We start from the raw sequence: 13,944 nt of genomic DNA on the forward strand, positions 1-13,944 counted from the left end.
AATAGAAGCCATTAATGCGGTTCTGGATATGTACACAAAAATCCTGCATGGAAATCCTGCATGGAAAAGATGTGTAGTAGATACCTACGCTGCGATAAGGTCACCACAGTACTGCCCAACGGGCTGCCTTCATTCCGTTCACTCGGGTATACTCACCGGCTTTGAAAATTTCGCCTGCGAGTGCTGCCCACCATGGAAATCAACCCGATCCTAAACAGCATCAAGGACCTGTCCGAGCGCTCCGAAACCATTCGGGGGTATCTTTGACTACGATCACAAACATGATCGTCTGACCGAAGTTAACCGCGAGCTCGAAGATCCAAATGTCTGGAACAACCCAAGCTACGCTCAGGAGCTGGGGCGTGAGCGCTCCCTGCTGGCGCAGATCGTAGACACCCTGGACGAAATGTCCTCGGGCCTGGCTGATGCCAAAGACCTGCTGCTGATGTCCGCTGAAGAAGAAGACCAGGCTGCCGTCGATGACGTGGCTGCTGAAGTCGAGCGCTTGCGCGAGTCGCTGGAAAAACTGGAATTCCGCCGCATGTTCAGTGGCGAAATGGACCAGAACAACGCTTATCTGGATATCCAGGCCGGTTCCGGCGGTACCGAAGCACAGGACTGGGCCAACATCCTGCTGCGCATGTACCTGCGCTGGGCTGACAAGCGCGGTTTCGATGCCACCATCATGGAACTGTCCGCCGGTGAAGTCGCCGGTATCAAGGGCGCTACAGTGCACATCAAGGGTGAATACGCCTTTGGCTGGCTGCGTACCGAAATCGGCGTTCACCGTCTGGTGCGCAAGAGCCCGTTCGACTCCGGTAACCGTCGTCACACCTCGTTCTCGGCGGTCTTCGTTTCTCCGGAAATCGACGACAATATCGAAATCGACATCAACCCGTCGGACCTGCGTATCGATACCTATCGTTCGTCCGGTGCCGGTGGTCAGCACGTAAACACCACTGACTCGGCCGTGCGGATTACTCACGTACCGACCAACACTGTGGTGAGCTGCCAGAACGAACGATCCCAGCACGCGAACAAAGACACCGCGATGAAAATGTTGCGGGCGCGCTTGTACGAACAGGAAGTGCAGAAGCGCAACGCCGCTTCCCAGGCGCTGGAAGACACCAAGTCCGATATCGGCTGGGGTCACCAGATCCGCTCCTACGTGCTGGACGCCTCGCGGATCAAGGATCTGCGTACCAACATCGAACGCAGCGACTGCGACAAGGTGCTGGACGGCGATCTCGACGAGTACCTGATCGCGAGCCTCAAACAAGGGCTGTAACCCGTCAGCCTCGATCTACAAGACCCCCGTGCAAGCGCGGGGGCAACGAACCTGTGATGGAAAATCTAAAGACATGAGCGACCAACAACTCGACCCGCAAGCCCTGCAACAGGAAGAAAACACCCTGATCGCCCTGCGCAAGGAAAAGCTTGCTGCCGAGCGCGCCAAGGGTCAGGCCTTCCCCAACGACTTCCGCCGCGACAGCTACTGCAATGATCTGCAGAAGCAGTACGTGGACAAGACCAAGGAAGAGCTGGCTGAAGCGGCGATTCCGGTCAAGGTTGCCGGCCGCCTCATGCTCAACCGTGGCTCGTTCATGGTAATCCAGGACATGACCGGGCGTATCCAGGTCTACGTCAATCGCAAGACTTTGTCGGAAGAAACCCTGGCCGCAGTGAAAACCTGGGACCTGGGCGACATCATCGCAGCCGAAGGCACCCTGGCGCGTTCGGGCAAGGGCGACCTGTACGTTGAAATGACCAACGTGCGCCTGCTGACCAAATCCTTGCGTCCATTGCCGGACAAGCATCACGGCCTGACCGACACCGAGCAGCGTTATCGTCAGCGCTACGTTGACCTGATCGTCAACGAAGACGTGCGCGAGACGTTCCGCGTGCGTTCGCAAGTCATTGCCCACATCCGCAGCTTCCTGATGAAGCGCGACTTCCTGGAAGTCGAAACGCCGATGCTGCAGACCATCCCGGGCGGCGCGGCAGCCAAGCCTTTTGAAACTCACCACAATGCGCTGGACATGGAAATGTTCCTGCGTATCGCACCTGAGCTGTACCTGAAGCGTCTGGTGGTTGGCGGTTTCGAGAAAGTCTTCGAGATCAACCGCAACTTCCGTAACGAAGGCGTCTCGACCCGTCACAACCCCGAGTTCACCATGCTTGAGTTCTATCAGGCATACGCGGACTACGAAGACAACATGGACCTGACCGAGGAGCTGTTCCGCGAACTGGCTCAACTGGTTCTGGGTACTACCGACGTCCCTTACGGCGACAAGGTATTCCACTTCGGCGAACCGTTTGTGCGTCTGTCGGTGTTCGATTCGATCCTCAAGTACAACCCGGATCTGACCGCTGCTGACCTGCAAGACATCGACAAGGCTCGCGCCATCGCCAAGAAAGCTGGCGCCAAGGTGCTGGGCTTCGAAGGTCTGGGCAAGCTGCAGGTAATGATTTTCGAAGAGTTGGTCGAGCATAAGCTGGAGCAACCGCACTTCATCACTCAATACCCGTTCGAAGTGTCGCCGCTGGCCCGTCGCAACGATGACAACCCGAACGTCACCGACCGTTTCGAACTGTTCATCGGCGGCCGTGAAATCGCCAACGCTTACTCCGAGTTGAACGACGCGGAAGATCAGGCTGAGCGCTTCCAGGCCCAGGTGGCCGACAAGGATGCAGGCGACGATGAAGCCATGCACTACGACGCTGACTTCGTGCGTGCGCTGGAATACGGCATGCCGCCGACTGCCGGTGAAGGTATCGGTATTGACCGTCTGGTGATGTTGTTGACCAATGCACCGTCGATCCGCGACGTGATCCTCTTCCCGCACATGCGCCCGCAAGCGTAAGTGATGTGAAAAACGAGCCGCCTGTGATGGGCGGCTTTTTTTTGCGTGACGATTGAGCGTCTGAAAGCTTCAGTTCAGTCATGTTGGTTTACATTTGAACCGGAAAGGCAAGCTGGAAACAGCGCCTTCGTAACCCCAAGAGCTCTTACGGTGAGCATGGCAACGCGCTGGCACGTGGCGAACATTGCACTTGTAGGAGCTGCCGAAGGCTGCGATAGAGGTATTGCAGGATGAATGCTTCGCAGCCTTCGGCAGCTCCTACAGGAATGCATTCCAATTCAGTTGTTTGCATAGTGGTTGATAAGACCGCACTCGCAACGCGAAGGCTGCGATAGGGTTTTGGCTGAGCCACCGCAATCGCAATGCTGTGAGTCATTACAGAAAATGAGTTGTTAAGCAAAAGGAAAGAACCGTCGTGACCCGTTCTATTGCTCAAAATGGAGCCGCTGGTGCCGCTAGCGCCGTGGTGCAAAGTGTCGAGTATCGCGGGCGCAAGGCAAGTCGCCAGGGCAGCGAACAACGTAGGCAGGATATTCTCGATGCCGCCATGCGCATCGTGGTCCGCGACGGCGTGCGCGCCGTGCGGCACCGGGCAGTCGCCGCCGAGGCAGGCGTGCCGTTGTCGGCCACCACTTATTACTTCAAGGACATCGATGACCTGCTCACTGATGCCTTTTCCCAGTACGTCGAGCGCAGCGCTAACTACATGGCCAAGCTCTGGGAGAGCACTGAAGTCAGGCTGCGTGAAATGGTGGCTCGCACTGACGGCACGCCTGCGGGCCGTGCGCGTCTGGCCGACGAAATTGCGCTGATGGCCATGGAGTACATTCGTCACCAGCTCGCAACGCGCCGCGATTTTCTGATTGCCGAATATGCCTTCCATTGTGAAGCGCTGCTTAACCCGAGGCTGGCCCGGCTGGTGAATGCCCATCAGGATATTCTCCTGCAAGGCGCCTGCCGACTTTTGCAGGTCATGGGCTCTGTTCAGCCACTTCAGGACGCTCAAGTGTTGACGGGGGTAATGTGCCGGATGGAATATCAGGGGCTACTACACGGCCCGCAACCTGACGCGGACGAAGAAAACCTCGGTATTCTCACTCGCCAGATGCACCTGGTACTGGGTACCACCAAGCCGGTTGACGAGTGACAAACCCCTTTGGGGAGTAGCCAATGAAAGCCTGGCGTCTGTGCGTCGCCTTGTCGTTTCTGCTGTTGAGTGGTTGTCTGGTGACGTTCAAGAACCCGATCCCAGCTCGCGAGGCTGCGCCTTCGCAGCTACTGGGGACCTGGACGAGCAAGAATGCCTGGGGCGAGCCACTAGAGCTGGAAATAAGCCGGGCAGGTGCCAACGAATACAAGGCTCTGAGCTATCGTAAGGGGAATCGCAAGAACCGCGATGAATATACTTTTACGGTGTCAAGACACGGCAGTCGATGGTATTTGTCGGCAGGATTACCGACCAAAGATGGCGGCCATTTTGTGATGGCTGGCTTCGAGCTGGCAGAAAGCGGTGAGCTTGTGGTCTACAACCTTGATCTGGATCGTTTCAGCCAGTGGGTTGAGCAAAAGGCACTGACTGGCGAAAAAGTGCCAGCCGGGAAGGGTGAGGGGCTGTTGATTACCAGCCCGCTGGATGAGGTCTTCAGCTATCTGAACGACCCGGCCAATTCCGATGTTTTCCTTGAGGTGGCGCGTTATCAGCGCTTGCCGAAGCAGGGCACACGCCCAACCAATTAAGGCTTGGCCAACTAAGGAGCAGTGGGTGGACGAGTACCAGCAGACTATTCGAGCGTTGTCGGATCGTATCGTCGCAGCACAGACGCCGATCCGGGTTCTGGATGCGGTGAAGTGGGACGATACGGTGCGCAAGGACTTTCTTGCGGCCAAGGGTAAAGCGCTACCGGCTGTGGACCGCGCTTACTATGAAAATCGACCGCTGGGTTTTGACTCATCTGAAGTGAAGCTCGAATTCCAGAATATCGAGCGCGACATCACCCGGCAGTTGGGCCAGTTCAACCCTGTTGGTCAGATCATGCGTCGCATGTGCAAGGAATACCGCATGGTCGTCCGCATGCTGGAAGCACGAGGCACGGCGGATTTTGGTCTTATTTCCCAAGAGTTGTACGGTGCTGCGTCCGATGCGTTTCACGCCGGTGATCCTACTTTGGCCGACCTGGGCCTGATGCTCTCCGACTACCTCAATAACATTGCCGGGCGCGGTGACCTCAAGGACGAACCAAAAATCCTGACCGCCAAGGACGCGGTATCGTTACTGCAAAGTCGCTTGAACAAAGTTTTTGGCGAGGCCGAAGAGACCATTCGCGTATTCGAGTCTGACGGTATTGTGGCCGACGCAGCGGCGGGTGCCGATTACATCAAGATCCGCAGCGATGCGATGTTCAACGAGCGAGATGTTCGCGCGCTGGAAGTCCATGAAGGTCTGGTGCATGTGGGCACTACCCTCAATGGCCAGAATCAGCCGATCTGTACCTTTCTTTCTAAAGGGCCACCTTCGTCGACAGTGACGCAGGAGGGCTTGGCGATCCTTATGGAGGTGATCGCCTTCGCGTCCTATCCGAGTCGGCTGCGCAAGCTGACCAATCGTACTCGCGCCATTCACATGGCCGAAGAGGGCGCCGATTTCCTTCAGGTGTTCGAGTTCTATCGTGAACAAGGCTTCGGCATGTCTGAAAGCTACGGCAATGCCAGTCGGGTTTTCCGGGGCTCGGTGCCTAATGGTCTGCCATTCACCAAAGACTTGTCCTACCTCAAAGGTTTCATCATGGTTTACAACTATATTCAGCTCGCCGTGCGCAAGGGCAAGCTGGAACAAGTGCCGCTGCTGTTCTGTGGCAAAACCACCCTTGAGGACATGCGGACCCTGCGTCAACTGGTTGACGAGGGACTGGTCGTGCCGCCCAAGTACCTGCCGGAACAGTTCAGGGACATGAATGCCCTGTCGGCCTGGATGTGTTTCTCGAACTTCTTGAACCACCTGAGCCTGGATCGTATCGAAGCGGATTATTCGAACATCCTGTAGCGCCACCACCGATCCTCTGTAGGAGCTGCCGAAGGCTGCGAAGGCGGTGTGTCATTGGAATCCGATCGCAGCCTTCGGCAGCTCCTACAGGAAATGTATTTTATTGATCAGAGCCGCATCAAGAAAACAAAAGGAATCCCGCTTGAAGTTCTTGATATCCCTCGTGCTGCTCCTCTCTCTGACCGGTTGCAGTTCGATGCTGTTCTACCCGGAACCCGGCCTGCCGTTTACCCCTGAAAAAGCCCACCTGCAATATCGCGATGTGACGCTCACCGCTGCTGACGGCACGCGATTGCATGCCTGGTGGTTGCCCGCAAAAGAGGGCGTTGAGGTCAAAGGCACGGTGCTGCATTTGCATGGCAACGGCGGCAACCTCGCCTGGCATCTGGGCGGTAGCTGGTGGTTGCCCGAGCAGGGTTACCAAGTCTTGATCCTCGACTATCGCGGCTATGGTTTATCCCAAGGGAAGCCCAGCCTGCCTGCGATTTACCAGGACGTGGATGCAGCATTCGACTGGCTGAACAAAGCCCCGGAAGTGCAGAACAAACCGCTGGTAGTGCTTGGGCAGAGTATCGGCGGAGCGCTGGCCGTGCACTATCTGGCTGAGCACCCACAGCAGCGCTCGCGGCTCAAGGCGTTGATCCTCGACGGCGCGCCTGCCAGTTATCGCGATGTAGCCCGTTACACGCTGGGTACGTCATGGCTGACCTGGCCGTTCAAAACACCGCTTTCATGGTTGATTCCCGACTCAGACAGCGCGATCAACGGCCTCCCACAGCTGGCGGGTACGCCGATGCTGATTTTCCAGAGTCTCGACGACACCCTTGTGCCGCTCGACAACGGCATCAGCCTTTATCAAGCCGCGCCACCACCGCGGGTGCTGCAATTGACCCGTGGCGGGCATGTTCAGACATTTGCCGACCCCACCTGGCGTCAGGTGATGGTCCGTTATCTGGAAGACCCACAGCACTTCAATGGGCTGCGTCGTTTGGCCGAAGTGCCGAATTACCCCACGCCCTCCGAAAAAGAAATGCCTGAGAACCGCAATGAGTGAAGAACGTAACGCTATACCTTTGATCATCACCGGCATTTGCACCATCTTCGTCACTGTCGGCACGCTCTGGTATTACGGCTATCTGCATTTTGCCAAGCCTGAAGATGCGCTGTTGCTCAATGATTTCACCATGATCAAAACAGTGCCGGGTGAGGACTACAAAGTCGCCGCCACCCCTGCCGCAGAAGTCGCGCAGTGCATTGATGGCGTGCTGGTGCTGTTCGATACGTCGCAGAAAGGGCTGTCGGGTGTGCTGATCAACAGCAAGAAGCAGGCAGTGCGCTGTATGGGACAGGAGACGCCACAGCAGCTCCAGCCTTGAGTCGTCGTACTTTGTAGGAGTGAGCTTGCTCGCGATAGCGTCGTGTCAATCTATAGACAGGTGACTGATACGACGCTATCGCGAGCAAGCTCACTCCTACTGGATTGTGTAACCAACAAAAAAGCCCGGCCTGTTTTCACAGGCCGGGCTTTTGGTTAACAGCGTCAGCGATTTATTTGATCGACGAACGCGGCGCTACCGGCTGGTTGTCGTTGGATACGGTCACTTCCACGCGACGGTTCTGGGCACGGCCCGAAGCGCTGGTGTTGTCAGCAACCGGGTATTCCTTGCCATAACCCTGGGACACTACGCGGGATGGATCAACGCCCATTTTCACCAGTGCCATACGCACGGAGTTCGCGCGACGCTCGGACAGGGACAGGTTGTAAGAGTCGGAACCCGAGCTGTCGGTATAGCCTTCAACGATTACCTTGCGATCCGGGTTGTCACGTAGGTAAGTCGCCAACTGGTTAACGTTAACCAGACCGCTCGACTTCAGTTCAGCCTTGTTCAGGTCGAACAGCACGTCGCCGAAAGTCACCAGCGTACCGCGTTCAGTCTGCTTGGCATTCAGGCTGCTTTGCAGTGCCTTGATCTGAGCATCACGGGCGTCCAGACGGGCTTGAGCGCGCTGGGCAGAGGCGTTTTTCAGCTCTTCTTCAGCGGTGCGCAGGCTGATGGTCTGCTTGGCCACTTCAACGCGCTGGTTGGTCAGGTAAGCCAGTTGGTCGACTTTTTTCTCGTCTTCTTTATTGCGATAGGCCGCGTCAGCCTTGTCCAGCCAATCACTGGCGTCTTTGGTTTCCAGCGCCGCGACTTTAGTAGCCTGCGGGTTGGTCTGCAGAGCCGAGAAATTGGTGCGTGCCTGTTCCAGATTCTGGTTTGGCGGTGTCGAGCAAGCGGCCAGTGCAACACTCATGGCCAGCAGGGCAGGGATCATCACTTGTTTACGCATAATAGTTTCGTCCTTTAAATCGAATTCGAAATGCATGAAAAACGTTGCTTGCAACGCTGGTTACTGGGCCGGTGCCGGTTGCACCTGACGCAGGCCTTCTTCACGTAGTTCGTTGACGCCTTGACGGGCGTCCTGCACGGCTCTTTCGGCCTTGGCTGCCTGGGACTTACGCTCCGCTACACGGGCGTCCCATTCAGCTTGTTCAGCCAGGCGACGTGCTTCGTCGTATTTCTGCTCCTGCATGGCAAGTTCAGCTTGCTTGAGCTTGTCTTGCGCGGATTTCATTTCTACGGCGGAGTACTCAGTGCCACCGGCGCTCACGGCACTGTTAACGGCCGACTGGCTCACGGCGTACTGCTCGGTCGGCGGATTACCAGCGCAACCGGCGAGGACGAAGCTGGCACCCAGTGCCAGGGCGGTCAGTTTCAGGCCGCGCAGACCTTTGGACTTGGTGTTGGCAGTAAGCGTGTTCATCGTGTTCGACTCCATTATGTAACTCCTGAAAATCTTGGGTGTTCCATGACAGTCGTTGGCCTGAAGCGTGCGAGGTAGCGTGGGGCTGCGCCGTTAGCTATCCGTAGGCTTTTCTGTAATGGCTAATGGCTCGGACACATGCGCTTTTTGAATAGTTCAGCTTTTTTTTGACGTCAATTCATTAGTCGAACAGGGGAACGAATCGTGTGGAAAAACGATCCTGGCAGACAAATGCCAGGTCGTTTCGGGGCGGGCGAGATCCGGAGACAGGTGTTACTCAGCGTCCTGCTTTGCGGACAGGTCATGCAGGTAACGCCGTGACAAGGCAAGGAAGCGTGGGGTCGGGCCGACGTCTTCGTAGATGGGATCACCCTCTTCATCAGTGGTCACCACATGCTGACCCTTCACGTAAGGGAAGCTGGTTTCAAGCTCTTCCAGTGCGGCGCCAATCAGTTCACCCAGTAACTCTTCAGGATGATGCTTGGGGTACATTTCGGTCAGTGCGCTAAGGCGTGCAGCGGACTCCATGTCCAGGTGAATCGCATATTGGGTCTTGGTCAGCCGTCCTTTGGCGTTCTCTTCCCAATGGTTGGCAAGCTCACGGATTTTCATAAGGGCCTCTTCATTTACCTGCCTGCGGCAGGTCTGCTTGAGTACTGAGCCATGGCTCAGGAATGAGATTAGTCGGGTTATTGCAAACCGGTTTACTCACAGGGATTTGGCGTGCGCAATGATTTTGGTGCACTGTTGGTAGACAAGGGGTAGATCAGATTTCTGCACGCTTGTTCAGTAACGACGTTCACTGGCTGGCTGCACCCATACAAAAAAACAGCGGGGGGAAAGGACGATGGCTGATATCGATGCGCGCTTACGCGAAGATGTACACCTGCTGGGGGAGCTACTGGGGAACACTATTCGTGAGCAGCGCGGTGGCGAGTTTCTCGAAAAAATCGAACGTATTCGCAAGGGGGCCAAAGCGGGGCGACGTGGTTCGGCGGAGGGTGCCGAGCAGCTGACTTCCAGTGTCGATGGCCTTGCCGAAGATGAGTTATTACCCGTCGCCCGAGCGTTCAATCAGTTTCTCAATCTGGCCAACATCGCCGAGCAGTATCAACTGATCCGGCGTCGCGACGATTCACAACCGCAGCCGTTCGAGTCTCGTGTCTTGCCTGAATTGCTCGATCGCCTCAAGGCTGCCGGACAGACTCCCGAAGCGCTGGCGCGGCAATTGGGCAAACTGGAAATCGAGCTTGTTCTGACCGCGCACCCCACTGAAGTTGCGCGCCGCACGCTGATCCAGAAATACGACGCCATTGCCGCGCAACTGGCGGCCCTCGATCACCGGGATTTGAGCAGCGCCGAGCGCGAGCAGATCACCGAACGTCTGCAGCGTCTGATCGCCGAAGCCTGGCACACCGAAGAAATTCGCCGCACACGCCCCACTCCAGTCGATGAGGCGAAGTGGGGCTTTGCGGTCATTGAACATTCACTCTGGCATGCCGTGCCCAATTATCTGCGCAAGGCTGATCATGCTTTGCATGCGGCTACCGGCTTTCATTTGCCGCTGGAAGCTGCACCGATTCGTTTCGCTTCCTGGATGGGCGGCGACCGTGACGGCAACCCTAATGTCACGGCCGCAGTAACTCGCGAAGTCCTGTTGCTGGCTCGCTGGATGGCAGCGGACTTGTACGTGCGTGATGTTGATCAACTGGCTGCCGAGCTGTCGATGCAACAAGCCAGCGACGCATTGCGCGCCAGTGCGGGTAACAGCGCCGAGCCTTATCGTGCGGTTCTGAAGCAACTGCGTGAGCGTCTGCGGGCGACCCGAAACTGGGCGCAGGCATCGCTTGCTGTGACTCAGCCTGCGCCGGACAACGTGCTGCACGACAATCGTGACCTGCTTGGCCCACTCATGCTGTGCTTCCAGTCCTTGCATGAATGCGGCATGGGCGTGATCGCTGATGGTCCGTTGCTCGATTGCCTGCGTCGTGCGGTGACGTTCGGCCTGTTCCTGGTACGCCTTGATGTGCGTCAGGATTCCAGTCGGCATGAGTCGGCCATGACCGAAATCACCGACTACCTCGGGCTCGGTCGTTATGAGGACTGGGATGAACAGGCGCGTGTTGATTTCCTCTTGAAGGAACTCAACAGCCGACGTCCGTTGCTGCCTGCTCATTTCAAACCGGCAGCAGACACCGCCGAAGTGCTGGCAACCTGTCGTGAGGTGGCTTCTGCGCCGGCTGCTTCATTGGGGTCCTATGTGATTTCCATGGCCGGTGCGGCATCGGATGTGCTGGCGGTGCAACTGTTGCTCAAGGAGGCGGGTTTGCAGCGTCCGATGCGCGTCGTGCCGCTGTTTGAAACCCTCGCTGACCTGGACAATGCGGGGCCTGCCATTGAGCAATTGCTGAGTCTGCCGGGTTATCGTTCACGCTTGCACGGCCCGCAAGAAGTCATGATTGGCTATTCCGATTCCGCCAAGGATGCGGGCACCACCGCCTCGGCCTGGGCGCAGTATCGGGCGCAGGAAAAACTGGTGGATATCTGCCGCGCCCAGCAAGTCGAGCTGCTGCTGTTTCATGGTCGGGGTGGCACCGTAGGGCGCGGGGGCGGTCCTGCCCACGCGGCGATTCTGTCGCAGCCACCCGGCTCTGTCGCGGGACGTTTCCGCACCACGGAACAGGGCGAGATGATCCGCTTCAAGTTCGGCTTGCCTGACATCGCCGAACAAAACCTCAATCTGTACCTTGCTGCTGTACTGGAAGCCACGTTGCAGCCACCACCACCGCCGGAACCTGCATGGCGAGAAATGATGGACAGCCTGGCCGCCGACGGCGTCAGTGCTTACCGTGCCGTGGTGCGTGAGCATCCTGAGTTCGTCGAATACTTCCGGCAGGCGACACCTGAGCAGGAGCTTGGGCGTTTGCCTTTGGGCAGTCGCCCGGCCAAGCGCAGGGAAGGCGGGGTCGAGAGTCTGCGGGCGATCCCGTGGATTTTTGCCTGGACTCAGACGCGTCTGATGTTGCCCGCCTGGCTCGGCTGGGAAGCAGCCTTGAACAAGGCGCTGGAGCGCGGCGAAGGTGAGCTGTTGGCGCAGATGCGTGAGCACTGGCCGTTTTTCCGCACCCGAATCGACATGCTGGAGATGGTTCTCGCCAAGGCTGACCACGATATTGCCCAGTTATATGATCAGCGTTTGGTGGAACCGCGACTGCAACATTTAGGTACGCATTTGCGCGACCTATTGTCGCAGGCTTGTGCCGTGGTGCTGGGCCTGACAGGGCAATCGCAGCTGCTGGCTCATAGCCCTGAGACATTGGAGTTCATCAGTCTGCGCAACACTTATCTGGATCCACTGCATCTGCTTCAAGCGGAGCTGCTTGCGCGCTCACGCAATCGCGAGGCAAGTCTGGACAGTCCTCTGGAACAGGCGCTGCTGGTGTCTGTAGCCGGTATTGCCGCCGGATTGCGTAACACCGGTTGATCCACGCGTTCGCTCAGGGCGCCTGGCAATTGCCAGTGCGCCATGAGCATCAATGACTTGCGTGCTTTTACCCGTCTCAAGCCACTCGAACCAATCCCGCACTCTGCTACCTCTGACCGGGGGGCGGATACTGCGACTTTTGGCGGCTTGTGCCACCCCTGTCGGCTGTGTATCTTGATCAGCCTTTGGCCATTCTTCGGCTGTAACCTTATTTGAGATTGGTCCTGCAGTGGCGAATCTGACGTTTACATATAAAAAATTTGAGGAGCACATCAATGCGCGTGATTCTGCTGGGAGCTCCCGGGGCCGGTAAAGGTACTCAGGCAAAATTCATCACCGAAAAATTCGGCATCCCGCAAATTTCCACCGGCGATATGCTGCGCGCTGCGGTCAAGGCTGGCACCGAGCTGGGCCTTAAAGCCAAAAGCGTCATGGACAGCGGCGGTCTGGTTTCCGATGACCTGATCATTGGCCTGATCAAGGATCGTCTGTCTGAACCGGATTGCGCCAATGGCGTACTGTTCGACGGCTTCCCGCGCACCATCCCGCAAGCAGAAGCTTTGCTGGCTGCCGGTCTGGAAATCGACAACGTGCTGGAAATCGCTGTGGATGACGAGGAAATCGTCAAGCGTATGTCTGGTCGCCGCGTGCATGAGGGCTCTGGCCGCATTTATCACACCATCTTCAATCCGCCTAAGGTTGAAGGTGTTGACGACGTAACCGGCGAACCACTGCTGCAGCGCAAGGACGACGTAGAAGAAACCGTTCGCCATCGCCTGTCCGTGTATCACGCGCAGACCAAGCCGCTGGTTGAGTTCTACAGCAAACTCGAAGCCAAGAATGGCAAGCCTAAATGCAGCCACATCGCAGGCGTTGGTTCTGTTGAAGAGATCACCAAAAAAGTGCTTGAAGCCCTGAGCTGATAACGCTGGTTTGAGTCAACAAACGGTCCGCTTGCGGGCCGTTTTGTCGTTTATAATGCGCCCCTTTTTTGATCTTGATGGATAACCCTGATGACCACCTTGCTGGCCCTGGACACTGCCACTGAAGCCTGCTCGGTTGCCCTGCTGCACGACGGCAAGGTGCTGAGCCACTACGAGGTGATCCCGCGCCTGCATGCCCAGCGTCTGCTGCCGATGATCAAGACAATCATGGCTGAAGCCGGTATCGGCCTGTCGGCACTGGATGCCATCGCTTTCGGCCGTGGTCCGGGCGCGTTTACGGGCGTGCGGATTGCCATTGGTGTGGTTCAGGGGTTGGCGTACGGCCTTGAGCGGCCCGTGTTGCCCGTCTCCAACCTTGCGGTGCTGGCTCAGCGGGCCTTGCGCGAGCATGGCGTGCATCAGGTGGCTGCCGCTATTGATGCGCGTATGGATGAGGTTTACTGGGGCTGTTATCGCGAGGCAGCGGGGGAGATGCGTTTGCTCGGGGCCGAAGCCGTATTGCCGCCAGAGCAGGTTGCATTGCCGCCTGATATCAGTGGTGACTGGTTCGGCGCGGGCACCGGTTGGGGTTATGCCGAACGCCTGCCGGTCAACGTTGTTGGTCACGACGCCGGTATGCTGCCCCATGCACAGGATCTGCTGACCCTGGCGACCTTTGCCTGGCAGCGTGGTGAGGCCATCATTGCAGACGATGCGCAGCCGGTTTACCTGCGCGATAAAGTGGCTACGCCCAAAGCTCGGTGATTTCCGGTGGGTATTCGCTCTTATCAAACAACATGCAAACGACTTGATTGAAATGCATTTTCT

At 57.3% G+C, this 13,944-nt stretch carries 13 protein-coding genes; 10 read left to right on the forward strand and 3 right to left on the reverse strand.

What is annotated here, in order from left to right; translation table 11 throughout:
* Window positions 1-192: 192 nt before the first annotated feature.
* The 7 genes from prfB to AUC61_RS25185 all read left to right on the forward strand — a co-directional run bounded on the left by prfB (window position 193) and on the right by AUC61_RS25185 (window position 7,280).
* Window positions 193-1,288 (forward strand): peptide chain release factor 2 gene (gene prfB, locus AUC61_RS25155; RefSeq protein WP_243248940.1). Its coding sequence is split into 2 segments (ribosomal slippage): window positions 193-264 and window positions 266-1,288, totalling 1,095 coding nucleotides; the frame shifts between segments, so codons are not numbered across the junction.
* A 73-nt stretch (window positions 1,289-1,361) separates the two neighbouring features.
* Window positions 1,362-2,864 carry a lysine--tRNA ligase gene (gene lysS / locus AUC61_RS25160; protein ID WP_243248941.1) on the forward strand — a complete coding sequence of 501 codons (1,503 nt, stop codon included), beginning with the start codon at window positions 1,362-1,364 and terminating at the stop codon, window positions 2,862-2,864.
* Between the two features lie 415 nt (window positions 2,865-3,279).
* Window positions 3,280-4,011 (forward strand): TetR/AcrR family transcriptional regulator, encoded by a 732-nt coding sequence (locus AUC61_RS25165; RefSeq protein ID WP_243248942.1) that lies wholly within the window; start codon window positions 3,280-3,282, stop codon window positions 4,009-4,011.
* A gap of 23 nt (window positions 4,012-4,034) precedes the next feature.
* On the forward strand, window positions 4,035-4,601 hold the full coding sequence (locus AUC61_RS25170; protein ID WP_243248943.1) for a hypothetical protein: 567 nt from the start codon (window positions 4,035-4,037) through the stop codon (window positions 4,599-4,601).
* A 25-nt stretch (window positions 4,602-4,626) separates the two neighbouring features.
* A complete protein-coding gene (locus AUC61_RS25175; protein WP_243248944.1) occupies window positions 4,627-5,904 on the forward strand; it encodes a flavohemoglobin expression-modulating QEGLA motif protein in 1,278 nt (425 codons plus the stop codon).
* 196 nt (window positions 5,905-6,100) lie between these two features.
* On the forward strand, window positions 6,101-6,958 hold the full coding sequence (locus tag AUC61_RS25180; RefSeq protein ID WP_243248973.1) for an alpha/beta hydrolase: 858 nt from the start codon (window positions 6,101-6,103) through the stop codon (window positions 6,956-6,958).
* Window positions 6,951-7,280 (forward strand): PA3694 family proteiin, encoded by a 330-nt coding sequence (locus AUC61_RS25185; protein WP_243248945.1) that lies wholly within the window; start codon window positions 6,951-6,953, stop codon window positions 7,278-7,280. The genes AUC61_RS25180 and AUC61_RS25185 overlap by 8 nt, the downstream gene beginning before the upstream one ends.
* 172 nt (window positions 7,281-7,452) lie before the next feature.
* Here AUC61_RS25185 and lptF read toward each other — a convergent pair whose 3' ends face one another.
* The 3 genes from lptF to AUC61_RS25200 form a co-directional block, all read right to left on the reverse strand.
* Window positions 7,453-8,235: a lipotoxin F family OmpA-related lipoprotein LptF gene (gene lptF / locus AUC61_RS25190; RefSeq protein ID WP_243248946.1), complete on the reverse strand. Its 783-nt coding sequence runs from the start codon at window positions 8,233-8,235 to the stop codon at window positions 7,453-7,455.
* 60 nt (window positions 8,236-8,295) lie between these two features.
* Window positions 8,296-8,724, reverse strand: coding sequence for a DUF4398 domain-containing protein (locus AUC61_RS25195; protein ID WP_243248947.1), 429 nt, complete (start codon window positions 8,722-8,724; stop codon window positions 8,296-8,298).
* A 258-nt stretch (window positions 8,725-8,982) separates the two neighbouring features.
* Window positions 8,983-9,321: a pilin assembly protein gene (locus AUC61_RS25200; protein ID WP_243248948.1), complete on the reverse strand. Its 339-nt coding sequence runs from the start codon at window positions 9,319-9,321 to the stop codon at window positions 8,983-8,985.
* Between the two features lie 235 nt (window positions 9,322-9,556).
* On the opposite strand from AUC61_RS25200, the gene ppc reads away from it, so the two are divergent.
* From ppc to tsaB, 3 genes are all read left to right on the forward strand, one after another.
* Window positions 9,557-12,193 carry a phosphoenolpyruvate carboxylase gene (gene ppc, locus AUC61_RS25205; RefSeq protein WP_243248949.1) on the forward strand — a complete coding sequence of 879 codons (2,637 nt, stop codon included), beginning with the start codon at window positions 9,557-9,559 and terminating at the stop codon, window positions 12,191-12,193.
* A gap of 275 nt (window positions 12,194-12,468) precedes the next feature.
* The gene (gene adk / locus AUC61_RS25210) at window positions 12,469-13,116 is read left to right on the forward strand and encodes an adenylate kinase (protein WP_243248950.1); all 648 of its coding nucleotides are present in this window, start codon (window positions 12,469-12,471) and stop codon (window positions 13,114-13,116) included.
* Between the two features lie 90 nt (window positions 13,117-13,206).
* On the forward strand, window positions 13,207-13,881 hold the full coding sequence (gene tsaB, locus AUC61_RS25215; RefSeq protein WP_243248951.1) for a tRNA (adenosine(37)-N6)-threonylcarbamoyltransferase complex dimerization subunit type 1 TsaB: 675 nt from the start codon (window positions 13,207-13,209) through the stop codon (window positions 13,879-13,881).
* The last annotated feature ends 63 nt before the right edge of the window (window positions 13,882-13,944 follow it).

Source organism: Pseudomonas maioricensis, assembly GCF_022790535.1.
Taxonomy (GTDB): domain Bacteria; phylum Pseudomonadota; class Gammaproteobacteria; order Pseudomonadales; family Pseudomonadaceae; genus Aquipseudomonas; species Aquipseudomonas maioricensis.